At 61.0% G+C, this 18503-nt stretch carries 17 protein-coding genes; 4 read left to right on the forward strand and 13 right to left on the reverse strand.

Going from position 1 to position 18503, the window contains the following annotated elements; all coding sequences use genetic code 11:
* Positions 1-41: 41 nt before the first annotated feature.
* From arfA to leuS, 4 genes are all read right to left on the reverse strand, one after another.
* Complete coding sequence (gene arfA / locus M0746_RS00555) at positions 42-206, reverse strand: alternative ribosome rescue factor ArfA (RefSeq protein WP_090286599.1); 165 nt, start codon at positions 204-206, stop codon at positions 42-44.
* Positions 207-387: 181 nt separating this feature from the next.
* Positions 388-1425, reverse strand: coding sequence for a DNA polymerase III subunit delta (gene holA, locus M0746_RS00560; RefSeq protein WP_258447906.1), 1038 nt, complete (start codon positions 1423-1425; stop codon positions 388-390).
* A gap of 39 nt (positions 1426-1464) precedes the next feature.
* The gene (locus M0746_RS00565) at positions 1465-2070 is read right to left on the reverse strand and encodes an LPS-assembly lipoprotein LptE (RefSeq protein WP_208939638.1); all 606 of its coding nucleotides are present in this window, start codon (positions 2068-2070) and stop codon (positions 1465-1467) included.
* An 87-nt stretch (positions 2071-2157) separates the two neighbouring features.
* Entirely contained in the window at positions 2158-4764 is a 2607-nt protein-coding gene (gene leuS, locus M0746_RS00570; protein WP_258447907.1) for a leucine--tRNA ligase, read from the reverse strand.
* 254 nt (positions 4765-5018) lie between these two features.
* Here leuS and M0746_RS00575 point away from each other — a divergent pair, with 254 nt between their 5' ends.
* Together M0746_RS00575 and M0746_RS00580 are read left to right on the forward strand one after the other, a co-directional pair.
* On the forward strand, positions 5019-5342 hold the full coding sequence (locus tag M0746_RS00575) for a hypothetical protein (protein ID WP_258447908.1): 324 nt from the start codon (positions 5019-5021) through the stop codon (positions 5340-5342).
* 104 nt (positions 5343-5446) lie between these two features.
* Entirely contained in the window at positions 5447-6226 is a 780-nt protein-coding gene (locus tag M0746_RS00580) for a YdcF family protein (RefSeq protein WP_258447909.1), read from the forward strand.
* An 89-nt stretch (positions 6227-6315) separates the two neighbouring features.
* Here the strand turns inward: M0746_RS00580 and lnt are convergent, their stop codons facing one another.
* The 5 genes from lnt to miaB all read right to left on the reverse strand — a co-directional run bounded on the left by lnt (position 6316) and on the right by miaB (position 11728).
* Positions 6316-7839: an apolipoprotein N-acyltransferase gene (gene lnt / locus M0746_RS00585; RefSeq protein WP_258447910.1), complete on the reverse strand. Its 1524-nt coding sequence runs from the start codon at positions 7837-7839 to the stop codon at positions 6316-6318.
* 14 nt (positions 7840-7853) lie between these two features.
* Positions 7854-8693, reverse strand: a complete 840-nt coding sequence (locus M0746_RS00590; RefSeq protein ID WP_007909641.1) for an HlyC/CorC family transporter — start codon at positions 8691-8693, stop codon at positions 7854-7856.
* A gap of 5 nt (positions 8694-8698) precedes the next feature.
* A complete protein-coding gene (gene ybeY, locus M0746_RS00595; protein ID WP_258447911.1) occupies positions 8699-9193 on the reverse strand; it encodes an rRNA maturation RNase YbeY in 495 nt (164 codons plus the stop codon).
* Complete coding sequence (locus M0746_RS00600) at positions 9186-10184, reverse strand: PhoH family protein (RefSeq protein ID WP_093098046.1); 999 nt, start codon at positions 10182-10184, stop codon at positions 9186-9188. Before M0746_RS00600 ends, ybeY begins: the two co-directional genes overlap by 8 nt.
* Before the next feature lie 215 nt (positions 10185-10399).
* A complete protein-coding gene (gene miaB, locus M0746_RS00605) occupies positions 10400-11728 on the reverse strand; it encodes a tRNA (N6-isopentenyl adenosine(37)-C2)-methylthiotransferase MiaB (protein ID WP_203419604.1) in 1329 nt (442 codons plus the stop codon).
* 132 nt (positions 11729-11860) lie between these two features.
* On the opposite strand from miaB, the gene M0746_RS00610 reads away from it, so the two are divergent.
* A complete protein-coding gene (locus M0746_RS00610; protein ID WP_003185742.1) occupies positions 11861-12190 on the forward strand; it encodes a DUF1820 family protein in 330 nt (109 codons plus the stop codon).
* Positions 12191-12322: 132 nt separating this feature from the next.
* On the opposite strand, the gene M0746_RS00615 is transcribed toward M0746_RS00610, so the two are convergent.
* The 4 genes from M0746_RS00615 to M0746_RS00630 form a co-directional block, all read right to left on the reverse strand.
* Positions 12323-12877: a tetratricopeptide repeat protein gene (locus tag M0746_RS00615; RefSeq protein ID WP_042561233.1), complete on the reverse strand. Its 555-nt coding sequence runs from the start codon at positions 12875-12877 to the stop codon at positions 12323-12325.
* A gap of 225 nt (positions 12878-13102) precedes the next feature.
* The gene (gene hemL, locus M0746_RS00620; protein ID WP_090286579.1) at positions 13103-14386 is read right to left on the reverse strand and encodes a glutamate-1-semialdehyde 2,1-aminomutase; all 1284 of its coding nucleotides are present in this window, start codon (positions 14384-14386) and stop codon (positions 13103-13105) included.
* A gap of 17 nt (positions 14387-14403) precedes the next feature.
* A complete protein-coding gene (gene thiE, locus M0746_RS00625) occupies positions 14404-15027 on the reverse strand; it encodes a thiamine phosphate synthase (protein ID WP_258447912.1) in 624 nt (207 codons plus the stop codon).
* A gap of 18 nt (positions 15028-15045) precedes the next feature.
* Complete coding sequence (locus M0746_RS00630; protein WP_258447913.1) at positions 15046-15843, reverse strand: hydroxymethylpyrimidine/phosphomethylpyrimidine kinase; 798 nt, start codon at positions 15841-15843, stop codon at positions 15046-15048.
* 303 nt (positions 15844-16146) lie between these two features.
* Between M0746_RS00630 and M0746_RS00635 the strand changes: the two genes are divergently transcribed.
* Positions 16147-18498, forward strand: coding sequence for a 7TM diverse intracellular signaling domain-containing protein (locus tag M0746_RS00635; protein ID WP_258447914.1), 2352 nt, complete (start codon positions 16147-16149; stop codon positions 18496-18498).
* The last annotated feature ends 5 nt before the right edge of the window (positions 18499-18503 follow it).

An 18503-nucleotide genomic window follows, 5' to 3' on the forward strand; every position in this document is an offset into this window, starting at 1 on the left:
AATCAGGTGCAGACCTTAACATGAGCGAGGGGTACTGCGCTTCAGGCGGCCAGAAAGTAAGAAGCCTCCCAGCTGTCAGACTGGAAGGCTTCGCGGCGGTAGCTGCCTTTGCCCTTGGAAGGTCGTTCCTGACGACTGCGGAACAAGGGCTGGGCGACAATGGATTTGGCCTTGTTGGGGCCGTGCTTTGCTGGCTTTTTGCTCATGAGGATGCTCTCGGTGAGGTGGGTTTTGCGGGGGAAATAATCTGCCGATGTTGTGCGTCTGTCCAGTACCGCTTGTGTGCAAATGTGAAAGCGCTTTCGCGAGCAGGCTCGCTCCCACAGTGGACAGGATCACCTGTGGGAGCGAGCCTGCTCGCAAATGGGGGCTATGCGGTTGAAGGCCTTACTCGGCGGGGAGTGACAGCCGCTGCCCGGCCATCAACAACGCCAGACGACTCAGGCTCATCCACGGCGAACCCGCCGCCTGGCCCTTGATCTGCGCATCGATACGCTGGGCCTCGAACAGCAGTTGCGCCCAGCGTTGCGCGGAGTAGCGTTGCAGGGCTTTGCTGACCAAAGGCTTGCGTTTGTCCCAGACCGGCGGTTTTGACTGACTGAAGCATTTGTCCAGCGGGGTGCCCTGGCTGTATTGCAAGGCAATGTTGGCCAGCAGCCGCAACTCGCGGGCCAGGGCCCAGAGGATCACTGGCGGTTCGACGCCTTCGCCACGCAAACCCTCAAGCATGCGCAGCGCATGGGCCGGCTCGCCATTGAGTACCGCATCGGTCAGACCGAAAACGTCGAAGCGGGCACTGTCCGCCACCGCAGCCTGCACGGTTTCGACGGTGATCTGGCCACCTTCGGCCATCAGCTTGAGCTTTTCGATTTCCTGCGCGGCGGCGAGCAGGTTGCCCTCGACGCGCGCAGCGATCAGTTCGACAGCGTCCTGGCTGGCCGACAAGCCGGCCTGGGACAGACGCTGGCGAATCCAGCTCGGTAACTGATTGGCGTCCACCGGCCAGATCTGGATGAACTGGGTCTGCTGGCCTTCAACCAGGGCCTTGCCCCACTTGGTCTTCTGCGCACTGCCGTCAAGCTTGGGCAGGCTGATCAGCAGCACGGTGTCTTCAGCCGGGCGTGAGCAATATTCGATGAGCGCAGCAGCACCTTTGTCACCGGGCTTGCCCGAAGGCAGACGCAGTTCCAGCAGGCGCTTTTCGGCGAACAGCGACATGCTCGCGCCAGCCTGCAGCAGCGTGCCCCAATCGAAATTGGCGTCGGCGGCGAACACCTGGCGTTCGTCGAAACCTTGCTGGCGCGCAGCACTGCGAATGGCGTCGGCAGCTTCCTGGCACAGCAGCGGGTCATCGCCGCTGATGATGTAGACCGGCGCGAGTGCGCCTTGCAGGTGTTTGCCGAGTTGAGCGGGAGCGAGCTTCATAAGAAAAGTTGATCGGGGCGCCTGAGCGCCCCGAACAGCTTACTGCTGCGGTATTTCGAGCGGCGACTGACGCGGGGTTTCCGCTTCAGCCTTCTGCGCCGCTTCCAGCGCATCGGCTTCAGCCTTGGCGCGGTCGTTGGCGGCTTGCTGCAGTTGTTGCAACTGGCCCGGCGTCAGTTGCTGCAGGCGCAGCATCATGCGCTGCACCAGCTCGCGGCGGGTTTCGCGACGGGCGTCGTTGGCTTCCTGATCGGAACCGACGAGGTTGTTGCCGTCGTGAATGAACACCTTCTGCACTTCCAGCTTGTCGCTCAGCAATTGCAGGTTCTTATCGCCACGGATTTCGTAGCTCAGGATCGTGCTGACCTGATATTCACCGGTCCGGCCTGCACCGGCATAGCTGAGAATGCGCTGGCTTTCCTGCTCGTCAGCCAGGAACAGCTTGTACGGCGCACCGCTGTAAACCTTGACGCCGCTCGACTCGAGCACCTGACGCAGTTGCGTCACGGTTTCGCCGTAGCTGTTACGGGCGCTCAGGTCGAGTTCCTTGATCGACAGTTCATTGGTGCCGGTGCCGCGCAGTTGGAAGCCACAGGCGCTCAACAGAACGGCGAGGCCCATCACCAGCAGATTGCGTTTGATCATTGTGTTGCTCCCCTTGAAACCAGGTGGGCCGACCGTGCGGCCCGAAAGGTTTTATCCGGCGTCAGGCGAACCTGACGCTCAATCCAATTAGCTGGCGACGATATTGACCAGTTTCCCCGGTACCACGATTACTTTGCGAATCGTCAGGCCATCGACGAAGCGCAGCACGTTTTCGTTGGCACGCGCGGCTGCTTCGACTTCTTCGCGGGTTGCGCTGGCCGGCATTTCGATCTGCCCGCGCAGTTTGCCGTTGACCTGGATCACCAGGGTCAGGCTGTCCTGCACCAGCGCGGATTCATCCACTGCCGGCCAACCTGCGTCGATCACTGCATTCGCGTGACCGAGCTTGCTCCACAGCTCGTGGCTGATGTGCGGAGTGATCGGCGCCAGCAGCAACGTGACGGCTTCGAGTCCTTCGTGGATCAACGCGCGATCCTGCTCGGTGGCCTGCGCGGCTTTTTCCAGCACGTTCATCAGCGTCATCACCTGAGCGATGGCGGTGTTGAATTTGTGGTTCTGGCCGACGTCATGGCTGGCCTGCTTGATCGCGAGGTGAATCGCGCGGCGCACGGCTTTCTGCTCGTCGTTCAGGCTGGCGAGGTCCAGTTTGCCCGGCAGGCCCTGAGTGACATGGGCCTGCGCCAGGCGCCAGACGCGCTTGAGGAAACGGTGCGAGCCTTCCACGCCGGAGTCGGACCATTCGGCGCTCATGTCAGGCGGCGAGGCGAACATCATGAACAGGCGGCAGGTGTCGGCACCGAACTGGTCGATCATCGATTGTGGGTCAACGCCGTTGTTCTTCGACTTGGCCATTTTCTCGGTGCCACCGATTTCCACCGGCAGGCCGTCGGATTTCAGTTTGGCGCTGATGACCTTGGCTTTGCTGTCACGCTCCAGTTCCACATCCGCCGGGTTGAACCAGGTGTAGGCACCGTTGGCTTCGCGACGGTAGTAGGTTTCGGCGATCACCATGCCCTGGGTCAGCAGGTTCTTGAACGGCTCGTTGGAACTGACCAGACCCTCGTCACGCATCAGCTTGTGGAAGAAGCGCGCGTAGAGCAGGTGCAGAATCGCGTGTTCGATACCGCCGATGTACTGATCGACCGGCAGCCAGTGATCGGCCGCGGATTTTTCCACCAGCCCGCCGGTGAAGTGCGGCGAGGCATAACGGGCGTAGTACCACGACGACTCGACGAAGGTGTCCATGGTGTCGGTTTCACGCTTGGCAGGCTGGCCGCATTTCGGGCAGCTGCATTCGTAGAACTCGGGCATGCGCGCCAGTGGCGAACCGGCGCCGTCCGGCACTACGTCTTCGGGCAGGACCACCGGCAATTGATCTTCCGGCACCGGCACGTCACCGCAGGTCTCGCAGTGGATGATCGGAATCGGGCAGCCCCAGTAGCGCTGGCGGCTGATGCCCCAGTCGCGCAGGCGGAACTGGGTGCGCGAGGCGCCCAGTTGTTTCTTGATCAGAGCGACTTCCATGGCGTCGAACGCGCCGGCGAAATCGAGGCCGTCGAATTCACCGGAGTTGATCAGCGTGCCGTGCTCGCCGTAAGCGTCTTGCCACGGGGCCGGGTTGGTCTCGCCGGAGCTGGTGCGCACTACCGATTTGATCGGCAGGTCGTACTTGTGGGCGAATTCGAAATCACGCTCGTCGTGTGCCGGTACCGCCATGACCGCGCCGTCGCCGTAGTGCATCAGCACATAGTTGGCGACCCACACCGGGAGTTTTTCACCGGTCAGCGGGTGCTCGACGAACAGGCCGGTCGGCAAACCTTTTTTCTCTTGAGTGGCGACGTCGGCTTCAGCCACGCTGCCGCCCTTGCATTCAGCGATGAACGCTTGCAGCTCAGGGTTGTTCTGCGCGGCCTGGGTGGCCAGCGGGTGTTCGGCAGCGACGGCAACGTAGGTCGCGCCCATCAGGGTGTCCGGACGGGTAGTGAAGACTTTCAGGGTGCCGGCTTCGCCGATCGAATCGACGTTGTACGGAAACTGCACTTCCATCCCGCGCGACTTGCCGATCCAGTTGCGCTGCATGGTCTTGACCTGTTCCGGCCAGCCATCCAGTTCATCCAGGCTTTCGAGCAGCTCATCGGCGTAAGCGGTGATCTTGAAGTAGTACATCGGGATTTCGCGCTTTTCGATCAGCGCGCCGGAGCGCCAGCCGCGCCCGTCGATCACCTGCTCGTTGGCGAGCACAGTCTGGTCGATCGGGTCCCAGTTGACGGTGCCGTTCTTGCGGTAGATCACGCCTTTTTCGAACAGGCGCGTGAACAGCCATTGTTCCCAGCGGTAGTAGTCAGGCTTGCAGGTGGTGACTTCGCGCGACCAGTCGACCGCCAGGCCCAGGCTGCGCAGCTGGGTTTTCATGTAGGCGATGTTTTCGTAGGTCCATTTGGCCGGCGCGACGTTGTTTTTCATCGCGGCGTTTTCTGCCGGCATGCCGAACGCGTCCCAGCCCATCGGTTGCAGGACGTTCTTGCCAAGCATGCGCTGGTAGCGGGAGATCACGTCGCCGATGGTGTAGTTGCGCACGTGCCCCATGTGTAGCTTGCCGCTGGGGTAAGGGAACATCGACAGGCAGTAGTAGGTTTCCTTGCCTGGCTGTTCACTGACTTCAAAGGACTTTTGCTCGTCCCAGAACGACTGGGCGGCGGCTTCGATCTCACGGGGTTGATATTGTTCGTGCATGGCTACTTTTGTACTGGATAGGGGTGGCCTAATCCTCTTCGACGGCGGCAGTCGGGATGGCCCGGATGCGCTGGAAGTGGAATGACAGGAAGCGCCGTAGCATACATGACCGCGCTTGGCCTAGGGAAACCCTGATTCAGCAGTTTGGCCCGCCCGGTTCGGGGCGAGGGCCGTTTGTCGCGGCGTGCCGCCGGTTTGTGCAGCGAAGCTAAGCTCTAAGTGGGGAGTGAGTCTTATCTTCAATGAGGTGAGGGATGGTGGAGCAACGGCAGAAAAACGTGACGAAACCCGAGTTGTACGAAAGGTTGATCGACCGTCTGGGCATGGCCCTGGACGCTGTAAAAACCGCTGACCGGCTGCGCGACGAGCGCCCCCTGGAACTGGAATTGCGTGGCTTGAGTCCCGCCGAGTTCAAACTGGTCAAGGCTTATCTGGATCGCAGCGAGCGGGAAATGCAGGGTTGCCTGTCTCAGGCAGTCAAGCAGCTCGATGCAGCACATTCGGCCAAGGTCATCTGGCTCAAGGACCGGGCGCCCGGCAAAGACACCGTCAAGGTTCGCACTTCGCGGGCCAAGTAAACGCATGGCAGGTCAGGAAACGGATCTTTTTCAACGGGATCCAGCCTATTGGTTGTAACGCATCAGCAACACTCTTAGGCTTCGGGCATCTGTGGAGATGCCCGATGCCATTTCGTTACCTGATCAAACAATTACTGTTGCCGCCCGGCATTCTCTTGCTGCTGTTACTGGCCGCCTGGTGGCTGCGCCGTTCGCGGCCGCGCCTTGCTGGCGTGTGTTTCGCGGTTGGCCTGGGCGGCCTGTGGCTGATGAGCCTGCCGGTGATGGTGCAGTGGGGCGCGAAGGCGCTGGAGCGCGAGCCGCCGCTGGCCCGCGAGGCGTGGGCGACCCTGGCGCAGCGGGCCGATGCGATTGTCGTACTCGGTTCCGGTCGCGAGCGGGGCGATCTGGCGTGGGGCGAGGATCAACCGACCGGTGTCGGACTCGAGCGTCAGCGCTATGCGGCGCGTCTGGCCAAAGCCTCCGGTTTGCCGATCCTGACCAGCGGCGGCTTGCACTACGGTACGCCGCCGACCGAGGCGAAGTTGATGGCGGATTCGCTGCGTGACGATTTCGCGGTGACGGTGCGTTGGCAAGAAGGTGAAAGCCGCACCACTTGGGAAAACGCCAGATTCAGCGCTGACATTCTGTTGCCGCAAGGGATCAAACGCGTGGTTGTCGTCACGCAGGCCTGGCATATGCCGCGGGCGGTGTGGAGCTTCAAGCAGGCGGGATTGGAGGTGGTGCCGGCGCCGGTCGGCTTCCTGGGTACCGATAACGCCCGACCGTTTGGCGGCTGGCTGCCGGAGTTCAAATCGATCTGGCAGAGCGGGCAGTTGTTGAACGAGGCGGTGGGGCAGGTGGGGTATTCGTTGTTTTACCGAGGTGATGTCAGTCCCGATTGATTGGCTGCTGCTGATGTCCTCTTCGCGAGCAGGCTCGCTCCCACCTTGAAATGCATTCAATTGTGGGAGCGAGCCTGCTCGCGAAGCTTTTAAAGCGTCTTGGACATCCGGTTAGCCATCAGCGCCCAGCCGAACAGCAGCAGGCACAGCGAAATCAACGGCCATGAGCGCCATTGCAGATACGGCGTCAGGTCATGCATCGGCACCACATCACCGTACAGCACACCTTGTTCGAATTGCGGGATCTGCGCGGTGATCTGGCCGAACGGGTTGATCAGGCCCGTCACGCCGTTGTTGGTAGCGCGAATCATCCAGCGCCCCGCCTCAAGCGCGCGCATCTGCGCCATCTGCAGATGCTGCAGCGGACCGATTGAGGTACCGAACCAGGTGTCGTTGCTGATCGTCAGCAGCAGATCGCTGCGTGCCGACAGCCCGGCCGCAAACTCCGGGTACACCACTTCGTAACAGATGAATGGGGCGATCTGGTAACCCTTGGCTTGCAGCAGCGCCTGATCGGACGGGCCACGGGCAAAGTCGGACATCGGCAAGTCGAAGAACGCAATCAGCCCGCGCAGGATGTCCTGCAATGGCACGTATTCGCCGAACGGCACCAGTTTCTGCTTCAGGTAAGTGCCATCGCCCTCACCAACCACGGTGATGCCGTTGAAGAAACGTCTTTCCTTGTGCACGGTCTGGCGGATTGGCACGCCGGTAATCAGCGCCGATTTACGCTCGGCGGCGAAGTTACCCATCATGTTCAGGTAACCCTCCGCGGATTCCTTGAGCACCGGCACAGCGGTTTCCGGCCAGATCAGCAGATCGACCGGTTTCGAGCGAAAGCTCAAGTCCCGGTACAGCGCCAATTGCGCGTTGAGTTCGGCCGGGTCCCATTTCATGCTTTGGGCGACGTTGCCTTGAATCGCGGCGACGCTCAACGGCGCGCCCGATGGACTGGTCCAGGCATGGCCCTTGAGCGCAATACCGGCCACCCACGGCCCGACCAGCAACAACAATCCAGCGACCATAAAAGCTTTGCGACGAGTCTGCAGCAAGCGCCGTGCGTTGTAGATCAGCGCGGCGGTCAGCGCCAGAACGAACGACACCAGCCACATGCCGCCTACAGGCGCGAGCCCGGCCAAAGGCCCGTCGAGCTGACTGTAACCGGAGTAAAGCCACGGGAAACCGGTGAGGAACCAGCCACGAAACGCTTCCTGCCCGACCCAAAGCGCAGCAAATGCCAGGGCATCGGCCACTGGTGCCTCATTGCGGCGCAACCAGCGCGCCCAGAGCCAGGCGGGCAGGGCGAAGAACCAGGCAATCGCTGCGGTGAACAGCAGCATCAGGAATCCGGCGAGCAGCACTGACGCGCCGCCGAAATGGTGAATGCTGTAATAGATCCAACTGGTGCCGGCGCCGAACAGGCCGAAACCGAAGCACCAGCCACGACCCAGCGCCTGCCGCGGGCTCAGCTCGCGCAAACCGGCATAGAACAAGCCGACCGCCAGCAAAGCCAGCGGCCAGATGTTGAACGGCGCAAGCGCGAATGTAGTGATTGCACCGGCCGCCACGGCCAGCAGGTTACCGGGCCAGCCGGGGCGGGTAGTCCAGCGCATTTCAGTCCTTAGAATTAACGAGCAATGGGCGTCAGACGCAGCAAATGAATCCGACGGCTGTCGGCGTTCAGGATGCGGAAACGATAGGCGCCGATTTCAGTGATTTCGTTGCGTTTTGGCAAGTGGCCGAACGCGCTCATCACCAGACCGCCGACCGTGTCGAACTCGTCATCGGAGAATTCGCTGTCGAAGAACTCGTTGAAGTTCTCGATCGGCGTCAGCGCCTTGATCAGGAAATCGCCGCTGGGCAGCGGCTTGATGTAGCTGTCTTCTTCGACGTCGTGTTCGTCTTCGATGTCGCCGACGATCTGTTCCAGCACGTCTTCGATCGTCACCAGACCGGCCACACCGCCGTATTCGTCGATGACGATGGCCATGTGGTTGTGGTTGGCGCGGAATTCACGCAGCAACACGTTCAGACGCTTGGACTCCGGCACGAAGGTGGCCGGGCGCAGCAGGTCCTTGATGTTGAAGCTGTCGCCGTTCTCCTTGAGGATCAGCGGCAGCAGATCCTTGGCCAGCAGCACGCCCATCACGTCGTCATGGCTTTCGCCGATGACCGGATAGCGCGAGTGGGCCGAGTCGACCACGGCAGGGAGGAATTCGCGGGGTGTCTGGGTCGCCTTGATGCTGATCATCTGCGAGCGCGGGACCATGATGTCGCGTACTTGCAAGTCAGCCACCTGAATGGCGCCTTCGACGATGGCCAGCGCTTCGCTGTCCAGGAGTTTGTTCTGATGTGCATCACGCAGCAGCTCAAGGAGCTCCTGACGGTTCTTCGGCTCGTGGGCAAAAGCCTGGGTGAGCTTACCCAGCCATGACTTCTGCCCGTTGCTCGATCGATCTTCGCTCATAGCGATTACTCTGAATCCTTTGTTGTAACAGTAGGGGATGGTTCGGTTTCGTCGTCCGCGTACGGATCGGGAAAGCCAAGTTCAGCAAGCAACTCGCGTTCCAGTGCTTCCATTTCTTCGGCTTCGTCATCTTCTATATGGTCGTAACCGAGCAGATGCAAGCAGCCGTGAATGACCAGATGTGCCCAGTGGGCGTTAAGTTCCTTGCCCTGTTCGGCAGCTTCGCGCTCGACCACGGCGACGCAGATCACCAGATCCCCGAGCAGCGGGATATCGAGAAACTCATCGGGCACTTCGGCCGGGAACGACAACACGTTGGTTGCGTAGTCCTTGTGCCGCCAGGTGTGGTTGAGCTCGCGGCCTTCTACCTCGTCGACCAGACGAATGGTCATTTCCGAGTCGGCGGTGCGCTGGCGCAGCGCCAGTTCGCACCATTGACGGAATTGAGCTTCACTTGGCGCCGACGCTTCGGTGGCGATTTGCAGATCAAGCTCAAGCATCGCGCGCGGCTTCCTTGGGGGCATCGGCGCGGCTTTCGAAGCGCTCGTAGGCTTCGACGATCCGCTGCACCAAAGGATGGCGCACTACGTCCTTGGGCTGGAAGTGCGTGAAGCTGATGCCCGGCACATCTTTGAGCACTTCGATCACATGATGCAGACCGGACTTGGTGCCACGCGGCAGGTCGACCTGGGTGATGTCACCGGTAATAACTGCGGTGGAACCGAAACCGATGCGGGTCAGGAACATCTTCATCTGTTCGACGGTGGTGTTCTGGCTTTCGTCGAGAATGATGAAGCTGTTGTTCAGCGTGCGACCGCGCATATAAGCCAGCGGTGCCACTTCGATCACCTGACGTTCGATCAGCTTGGCCACGTATTCGAAACCAAGCATCTCGTACAGCGCGTCATAAAGCGGGCGCAGGTACGGGTCGATCTTCTGTGACAGGTCGCCGGGCAGGAAGCCGAGTTTTTCACCCGCTTCAACTGCCGGACGCACCAGCAGGATGCGGCGGATCTGCTCGCGTTCCAGCGCGTCGACGGCACAGGCCACAGCCAGATATGTCTTGCCGGTACCGGCCGGGCCGATGCCGAAGTTGATGTCGTTGCCGAGGATTTCCTTCACGTAGCGCTGCTGATTCAAGCCGCGTGGGCGAATCATGCCTTTTTTGGTGCGCAGGGCGACGGACGGTTCGGCAGGGGCGTGATTGTCCAGTTGCTCGACCGCCGATTCCTGCAGGAACAGGTGAACCATGTCCGGCGACAATTCGGTCGCCTTGGTTTCCCGGTACAGCCGACGCAGCAGGTTTTCCGCAGACGTGGTGAGCTTGGGGTCGCCGATCAGTTCGAATTGATTGCCGCGGTTGCGGATCTCGATGGCCAGGCGTTGTTCGATCAAGCGCAGATGCTCGTCGAATTGCCCGCACAGATTGGCGAAGCGGCGAGCCTCGAAGGGCTCGAGAATGAAACGATGTGGTTCGATGGGTGCGTTCAAGGTCGTATTTAGCCGCCCTGGGGCAATTGAGGTGAAATCAAGGATAACGCCAGAGACGTGGGGGCGAAAGCTCTTAAATATCTCAGCTTCAATCAACATCCCTGTGGGAGCTGGCTTGCCAGCGATGGCGGTTCAGCAGGCGAATTGACTTTCCGACTGATGGCCCCATCGCTGGCAAGCCAGCTCCCACAGGTTTTCCAATGCGGCTGATCTTTTTATTGAATCAGTGAGCCGCGCAACGAGTGCGGTTGCGCCGCGTCGATGTGCACGTCAGCGAACTGGCCGATCAAGGTTGGATTGTCGCAGCGGAAGTTGACGATACGGTTATTCTCGGTTCGCCCCTGCAGTTCGCCGGGGTCTTTCTTCGAATAATCGGTGACCAGAATGCGCTGGATCGAGCCGACCATCTGTCGGCTGATTTCGAAGCCTTGCTGGTTCAGGCGATGTTGCAGCGCATTCAGGCGCTCTTTCTTCAATTCTTCCGGCGTGTCGTCGGCCAGGTCTGCCGCCGGGGTGCCGGGGCGCTGGCTGTAAACGAACGAGTAGGAGAAGTCGAAGCCGACATCGGCGATCAGCTTCATGGTCTGCTCGAAGTCTTTCTCGGTCTCGCCGGGGAAGCCCACGATAAAGTCCGAGCTGATGCAGATTCCCGGCACCGCCGCGCGCAGTTTGCGCAGTTTGGATTTGTATTCCAGCGCGGTGTGGTTGCGCTTCATCGCCGCGAGAATCCGGTCGGAACCTGACTGCACCGGCAAATGCAGGTGTTTGACCAGCTCCGGCACCTCGGCGTGGGCCTGGATCAGGCTGTCGGAAAACTCCAGCGGGTGCGACGTGGTATAGCGAATGCGGTCGATGCCATCGACGGCCGCGACCACGCGGATCAGCTCGGCCAGATCGGCCATGCGCCCGTCATGGGTAGCGCCGCGGTAGCCGTTGACGTTCTGGCCCAGCAGGGTCACTTCACGCACGCCGTTCTCGGCCAGGTGAATGATCTCGGCGATCACGTCGTCGAACGGCCGGCTGACTTCTTCGCCACGGGTGTAAGGCACCACGCAGAACGTGCAGTACTTGCTGCAACCTTCCATCACCGACACGTAAGCGCTCGGGCCATCGATGCGTGGCTCGGGCAGGTGGTCGAATTTTTCGATTTCCGGGAACGACACGTCGACCTGCGGCAGCTTGCTGCTGCGCGCGGCGTCGATCATTTCCGGCAGACGGTGCAGGGTCTGCGGGCCGAAGACCACGTCGACATACGGTGCGCGGTCACGGATCGCCGCGCCTTCTTGGCTGGCGACGCAACCGCCGACCGCAATCACCATGTCCGGGTTGGCCAGCTTCAGTTCGCGCCAGCGCCCGAGCTGCGAGTACACCCGGTCCTGGGCGCGCTCGCGGATTGAGCAGGTATTGAGCAGAATCACGTCGGCGTCTTCCGCGCGAGCGGTGACTTCCAGGGCCTGATGTTCGCCCAGCAGATCGACCATGCGCGAGCTGTCGTACTCGTTCATCTGGCAACCGTGGGTTTCGATGTAAAGCTTCTTGGCCATGGATTAGTGTCGTCACGTGATTCGAAGAACCGCGCATTATAGGGAACAAGCCGTCAGGTTCCTACCGCTGTGCGTCCGGTGGCTATGCTATAGTTCGCGCCCCCATTTTTACCCCGATGTTGTCCGCCCGCCATGACCAAACGCGAAGCTCCAATCTACAAGGTGATTTTCCTCAACCAGGGCCAGGTGTTCGAAATGTACGCCAAGCAGATCTATCAAAGTGATCTGTGGGGTTTTCTGGAAGTGGAAGAGTTCGTCTTTGGCGAGCGCACGCAAGTGGTCGTCGACCCGAGCGAAGAAAAGCTCAAGGCGCAGTTCGAAGGCGTGGTGCGCAGCTTTGTGCCGATGCATTCGATCGTACGCATCGACGAAGTAGAGCGCCTGGGTACACCGAAAATCAGCGAAGCCCGCGGCGCGGTCGGCAATGTCATGCCGTTTCCGATGCCGATGCCTGAGAAGTAAGCCCGCGATTCTGGATGGAAGAGGATGATCGTTCCCACGCTCTGCGTGGGAATGCCGCCTTCGACGCTCCGCGTCGGTGACGCGGAGCGTCACGGGATGAGTTCCCACGCAGAGCGTGGGAACTATCAATGATCAGGGCAGGGGTGAAAACGGCGTGCGCCCATCGGCGCTCTGCAATTCCATCAGGTATTTGCGGAAGATCTGCCCGAGTACCTGAGTCGCGGTTTCGAGGTCTTCGCGGGACATTTTTTCCGAGACTTCATCGGCCGTGTCCAGCGCCTCTTCGGCGCCATTGACCGCCGCCATCTTCAACACGATGTACGCCTGGATATTATTGGCCTGCACACCTTCGCCGTGGAAGAACATGGTGCCGAGCTTGAACTGTGCCTGAGCGTGACCTTGCAGCGAGGCCTTTTCGAAATAGCTCAGGGCTTGATTGAGGTCGCGCGGCGCGTTCTTGCCGTCGTAGTAGAACTCACCCAACTCGTATTGTGCTTGCGCATCCCCTTCGTCCGCCGCTTTCTGGCAGGCGGCCAGTGCCTGCGTGACGTCTTGCGGCTGAGTATTGAGGGTGCAACGACCCATCGCCGGGATCAACAACGAGTTGCCGCCTGCTTGTGCATGCGCGAGCAGGGGCTGAAGGAGCAACAGGCAGCCCAATGCAAGGGTGCGGCCGGTGCGGTTCATGGGAATCGACTTACCTCTGAAGGGCGCGCGGACCCGTCGGGGGATCCAATAAGCGCGCATTATGAAATAAGCAGGGCCAACCTTACAAAGTCTTTACTCGTTTTTCTGCTGCGTGGGGGATATATCGCCCACTTTCTACAAGATTTTTAGCAGCGGCGTGGGAAAAACGGCTGCGGTGTAGGTGAAAGCTGACGCTGGCGATAGCCAACGTCAGCGGTACAGCGATTATTTCAACGCGGCGAAGGCACGCTCGGCGGCGTCCAGCGTCAGTTGCAACTCGGCTTCGCCGTGGGCGATCGAGGTGAAACCGGCTTCGAAGGCGCTCGGAGCGAGGTACACGCCACCTTCGAGCATCAGGTGGAAGAAGCGTCCGAACAGTGCAGCGTCGCTGGCCATCACGTCGTCAAAGGTGACGATGTCGTCGGCGCCGCTGAAATACAGACCAAACATGCCGCCGGCCTGTGTCGTCACGAACGGAATACCCGCAGCATCGGCGCGTTGTTGCAGACCATCGAGCAGGCGCGTGGTGTAGTCGGTCAGCTCGGCATGGAAACCCGGACGGCTGATCAGGCGCAGGGTGGTCAGGCCGGCGGCCATCGCCAACGGGTTACCCGACAGCGTACCGGCCTGGTACACCGGGCCCAGTGGCGCGATACGTTCCATGATTGCGCGCTTGCCGCCAAAGCAGCCGACCGGCATGCCGCCACCGATGATCTTGCCGAACGTGGTCAGGTCCGGGGTGACGCCGTAGTAGGCCTGCGCACCGCCGAGGGCGACGCGGAAACCAGTCATCACTTCGTCGAAAATCAGCACCACGCCGTGCTTGTCGCACAGCGAACGCAGGCCTTCGAGGAAACCCGGCGCCGGTGGCACGCAGTTCATGTTGCCGGCCACGGGCTCGACGATGATGCAGGCCACATCCTCACCGACTTCGGCCAGCATCTGCTCAACCGCTTCGATGTCGTTGAACGGCAGGGTCAGGGTGTGTTTGGCGAACGCCGCCGGTACGCCGGCCGAGCTCGGTACGCCTTGGGTCAGCGCGCCGGAACCGGCTTTGACCAGCAAGCTGTCGGAATGGCCGTGGTAGCAGCCTTCGAATTTGATGATGCTGTCGCGACCGGTGTAACCACGGGCCAGACGGATCGCGCTCATGGTCGCTTCGGTACCGGAGCTGACCATGCGCACCATGTCCATCGACGGCACCAGCGAGCAGACCAGATCGGCCATCTCGGTTTCCATCGCCGTCGGCGCGCCGTAGGACAAACCGTGTTGCAGCTGATTACGCACTGCATCAAGTACGTCCGGATGGCTGTGCCCTAGGATCATCGGACCCCACGAGCCAACGTAATCGACATAACGCTTGTCGTCTTCGTCAGTGACGTAAGCGCCTTCAGCGTGTTTGAAGAACAGCGGCGTACCGCCGACGCTTTTGAACGCGCGCACCGGCGAATTGACGCCGCCGGGGATGTGTTTCTGGGCATTGGCAAACAGGGTTTCGGAACGAGACATGATCGGGCTCTCAATCTTCAGGCTTTGAACAATTCATTGAACGCGCGGGCGCGGCGGGTCACTTCGGCGGTATTTTCGGCACCGAACAAACCGTGGACCACCGCCAGCAGGTCAACCCCATGGGCCACCAGTGGTGCGGCGTTGTCGAGGGTGATGCCGCCAATCGCGCAAACCGGCAGGTGCAGCGTGCGTTTGGCTTCGTCGAGCAAGTCGAGGCTGCAACTCGGCGCGCCGGGCTTGGTGCTGGAATTGAAAAAGCGGCCGAAGGCGACGTAACTCGCGCCTTCTTTGGCAGCTTGCTCGGCCAGGGCAAGCTGGCCGTGGCAGGTCGAACCGATGATCGCTTTCGAACCGAGCAGGGCGCGGGTCGGCGACAGCGGGCCGTCGGTCTGGCCCAGGTGCACGCCGACGTTGAGGCGCGCGGCCAGTTCGGCGTCATCGTTGATGATCAACTGGGTCTTGTAGCGCTCGCACAAATTGCGCAGCGCTTCGGCCTCGCGCAAGCGACGGGCCTCGTCGCTGCTTTTGTCGCGGTATTGCAGCAGGGTGACGCCGCCTTCCAGCGCCGCCTCCACGTAAGACAGAAACTTGCCGGCCAGCAGTGTGCTGTCGGTAATGGCATACAGGCCACGTAGTTTCATCGGGCAGACCTCACGACGTTACGAGCAGAAATCCAGCGGCAGGCGACGCGGGACGAACTGGCCTTTGCCCAGTTGTTCGGCATCGCGCAGGGTGCGCCAAGTGTAATCCAGTGCGCTGCGCACAGCGCTGGCCAGGTGTTCGCCCTGGGCCAGGCGACCGGCGAGGGCGCTGGCCAGGGTGCAACCAGAACCGTGATAGCTGCCCGGCAGACGCTGGCAAATGAAGGTTTCACGCAGACCGTCGCGGCTGTACACGCGGTTGTGGATTTCAGTTTCGTCGCCATGGCCGCCGGTGATCAGCAGGTTCTTGACGAATGGCAGGAGTTTTTCAGCGCACTCGTCGGCGGTGCCATCAGGCAGTTCGGCGAGGATGCGCGCTTCGGGAAGGTTGGGCGTGGCAATGATCGACAGCGGCAGCAGCCGCTCGCGCATCGCATAACCGACTTCATCCTTGCCCAGGCGTCCGCCCCCGCCGGCGCGCAGCACCGGGTCGCAGACCACCGGCAAATGCGAGTGCGCCGAGAGTAGTTCGACAACGGTGTCGACCATTTCCAGCGAACCGAGCATGCCCAGCTTCACTGCCGCGACTTCGGAATCGTTGAGCACAGCATTGGCCTGGGCCAGTACCCACTCACGGTCGAGGACGCGAAAGTCAGTGACATTGACCGTGTCTTGCACGGTCAGGGCGGTGACGGCCGGGGCCGCATGGCAACCTTGCGCAAGCAGGGCTTCGATATCTGCCTGCAGGCCGGCGCCACCACTGGGGTCGTGGCCGGAGAGACAGAGGACAACGGGGCGGGAGCTGTAGATATTCATGGTGCGCGAGCTTACCACCAAAGCTGATTTGCGGGTTCAGTGCCGTTGCGCCTGGCCGATATCCTGGCCAGAGAAACCGAGCGCATTGTCACAACTTGACCGACTCAACAGCTCTAGTCCGCAGCTTTGCTCTGAAACGCCCGTTCTAGAGCCTTTGTAGGAAAAGTTTCGATGGTGCTTAATGGCCATCAACGGCTATGCTAGGCTGGATCCAAACCAATAACAGGTAATACCGGTTTTACGTCTACTCAAAGGGAATGGGGGGCTTCCTGACACAACCGGACGAGCCACGCTGGGGCTTCAATGCGCTATTTGCTGATGTTGCTGTTCTGCTTGCCCTTCATGGCGAGCGCTGTCGAATTCGACGAATACACCCAAAGCCTGCCGCTGGGCCAGTCGCTGCAAGTGTTCGAAGACCCGAGTGGTCAGGCGAGCCTCGCCGACGTCCGCGCACAGGCTGCCGCCGGCCAGTTCAAGGCGCACGACAAAGCCACGCTCAACGCCGGTTATTCGCGTTCGGCGTTCTGGCTGAAGATCGACCTGCATTATCGTCCGAGCAACCCCGCCGCCCAGCGCACCTGGCTGCTGGAGCTGGCCTATCCACCGCTCGATCATCTCGATTTGTACTTGCCCGACGCAGCCGGTGACTATCGCCTGGTGCGCCAGACCGGCGATGCCTTGCCCTTCGCCAGCCGCGAGATCCGTCAGAACAACTACCTGTTCGACTTGCCGTTCAAGCCCGATCAGCAACAGACGCTGTACTTGCGACTGGCCAGTGAAGGCTCGATCCAGGCCCCGGTAACGTTGTGGTCGAGCACCGCTTATCTCGAAGACCAGCCCGTGCGCCTGTACGTGCTCGGCATCATTTATGGCGTGCTGTTGGGGATGCTGGTCTACAACCTGTTCATCTACCTGAGCGTGCGCGACACCAGTTACCTCTATTACATCTTCTATATCGGCTCGTTCGGCCTTTATCAGTTGTCGGTGAATGGCGCGGCGGTCGAATATTTCTGGCCGAACAATCCATGGTGGGCCAACGCCGCCACACCGTTTTTCATCGGCTGCGCCGGCCTGTTCGGCAGCCAGTTCGCCCGCAGCTTTCTGCAGACCCACACCCACAGCCGCTGGCTCGATCGCTTGCTGATCGGATTGATCGTCTTCAGTGCCGTGGTGATCGGCCTGTCGCTGATGACCAGTTACGCCTTGGCTCTGCGTCTGGCGACGACACTGGCGCTGACCTTCACCGTGGTGATTTTCGCCGCGGGGATTCTCGCCTGGTGGCGCGGCCTGCGCGTGGCGCGTTATTTCATCATTGCCTGGTCGGCGTTCCTCCTCGGCGGCATCGTCAATACGCTGATGGTGCTGGGTCTGCTGCCGAATGTGTTCCTGACCATGTACGCCAGCCAGATCGGTTCGGCCATCGAAGTGGCGCTGCTGTCGCTGGCGCTGGCCGATCGCATCAATGCCATGCGCGAGCAGCAGGCGCAGACGCTGTACGACGCCGGGCAGAAACTCGAAGTGCTCAACCAGCAATTGGCCCACAGCAACCAGCTCAAGGACGAATTCCTCGCCACCTTGACGCATGAGCTGCGCACGCCCATGAACGGTGTGATCGGTTCGCTGGAACTGATGCAGACCGTCGAGATGGACCCGGAACTCGAGCAATATCAGCAGACGGCCGCCGGTTCCGCACGCGACATGATGCGCATGGTCAACGGCATCCTCACGCTGACCGAATTGCAGGCGGGCAAGCTCAAGGCGTCCTCGGGCTCCTTCAGCCTGCGCGCGGTGATCGAGGCACTGCGCGTGCAATTCGAGGGCAACGCGGCGAGCAAGTCGCTGGACTTCAAGGTCGATGTGCTGCCGACCCTGCCGGATCGCCTGCACGGGGACAGCAGCAAACTTGCGCAATGCCTGGAATGCCTGCTGGACAATGCGATCAAGTTCACTCGCGTCGGTGGTCTGGCCTTGCGCGTGACCGGCAAACCCTCGACGGATAACCGTCTGGCGCTGTCGTTTGCGGTGATCGACACCGGTATCGGCTTTAGCGATCTGGGCGAGGCGACCATGTATCAGCGCTTCTTTCAGCTCGACGGCTCGATGACTCGCGAATATGGCGGCCTCGGTGTAGGTCTGGCGATCTGTCGGCAACTGGTCGAATTGCTCGGCGGCAAGCTGACCCACCGCTCCGAGCCGGGGCGCGGCAGCCGCTTTCAACTGGACGTCGAGTTCGAGTTGCCGGTGGTCGAACCGGCGCCGGATTTCGCTTTCACCCAAGAGCGGATTCGTTTGCCGCAGGATTGCACGGTGTTGCTGGTGGACGACAACAGCGTCAATCAGTTGGTGATGCGCGGCATGTTGCTCAAGCTCGGCTTTCGCGTGCGCACCGCCGACAACGCGGCGGCGGCACTGGCCTGTTTGCAGCGCGAGAGCGTCGACGCCGTGCTGATCGACTGCCAGTTGCCGACCCATGACGGCGCCTCGCTGTGCTGCCAGATTCAGGCCTTGCCAGGCTGCGCGCACCTGCCGGTGTTTTTGCTTGCGCTGCAGGCCGAGCGCGAACTGTGCGCCACCGGCGTAGCCGTCGATTACCTGAACAAACCGGTGAAATTCGAAGAGTTGCAGTCCGCGCTGGAGCGTCGCGTGCTGTGCTGAGAGTA

Source organism: Pseudomonas sp. S11P7, assembly GCF_023195435.1.
Taxonomy (GTDB): domain Bacteria; phylum Pseudomonadota; class Gammaproteobacteria; order Pseudomonadales; family Pseudomonadaceae; genus Aquipseudomonas; species Aquipseudomonas fluorescens_G.

Excerpts from the sequence above, each read along its gene's own strand:
- arfA (WP_090286599.1), bottom strand. The coding sequence starts at position 206 with ATGAGCAAAAAGCCAGCAAAGCACGGCCCCAACAAGGCCAAATCCATT.
- holA (WP_258447906.1), bottom strand. The coding sequence starts at position 1,425 with ATGAAGCTCGCTCCCGCTCAACTCGGCAAACACCTGCAAGGCGCACTC.
- M0746_RS00565 (WP_208939638.1), bottom strand. The coding sequence starts at position 2,070 with ATGATCAAACGCAATCTGCTGGTGATGGGCCTCGCCGTTCTGTTGAGC.
- leuS (WP_258447907.1), bottom strand. The coding sequence starts at position 4,764 with ATGCACGAACAATATCAACCCCGTGAGATCGAAGCCGCCGCCCAGTCG.
- M0746_RS00575 (WP_258447908.1), top strand. The coding sequence starts at position 5,019 with ATGGTGGAGCAACGGCAGAAAAACGTGACGAAACCCGAGTTGTACGAA.
- M0746_RS00580 (WP_258447909.1), top strand. The coding sequence starts at position 5,447 with ATGCCATTTCGTTACCTGATCAAACAATTACTGTTGCCGCCCGGCATT.
- lnt (WP_258447910.1), bottom strand. The coding sequence starts at position 7,839 with ATGCGCTGGACTACCCGCCCCGGCTGGCCCGGTAACCTGCTGGCCGTG.
- M0746_RS00590 (WP_007909641.1), bottom strand. The coding sequence starts at position 8,693 with ATGAGCGAAGATCGATCGAGCAACGGGCAGAAGTCATGGCTGGGTAAG.
- ybeY (WP_258447911.1), bottom strand. The coding sequence starts at position 9,193 with ATGCTTGAGCTTGATCTGCAAATCGCCACCGAAGCGTCGGCGCCAAGT.
- miaB (WP_203419604.1), bottom strand. The coding sequence starts at position 11,728 with ATGGCCAAGAAGCTTTACATCGAAACCCACGGTTGCCAGATGAACGAG.
- M0746_RS00610 (WP_003185742.1), top strand. The coding sequence starts at position 11,861 with ATGACCAAACGCGAAGCTCCAATCTACAAGGTGATTTTCCTCAACCAG.
- M0746_RS00615 (WP_042561233.1), bottom strand. The coding sequence starts at position 12,877 with ATGAACCGCACCGGCCGCACCCTTGCATTGGGCTGCCTGTTGCTCCTT.
- hemL (WP_090286579.1), bottom strand. The coding sequence starts at position 14,386 with ATGTCTCGTTCCGAAACCCTGTTTGCCAATGCCCAGAAACACATCCCC.
- thiE (WP_258447912.1), bottom strand. The coding sequence starts at position 15,027 with ATGAAACTACGTGGCCTGTATGCCATTACCGACAGCACACTGCTGGCC.
- M0746_RS00630 (WP_258447913.1), bottom strand. The coding sequence starts at position 15,843 with ATGAATATCTACAGCTCCCGCCCCGTTGTCCTCTGTCTCTCCGGCCAC.
- M0746_RS00635 (WP_258447914.1), top strand. The coding sequence starts at position 16,147 with ATGCGCTATTTGCTGATGTTGCTGTTCTGCTTGCCCTTCATGGCGAGC.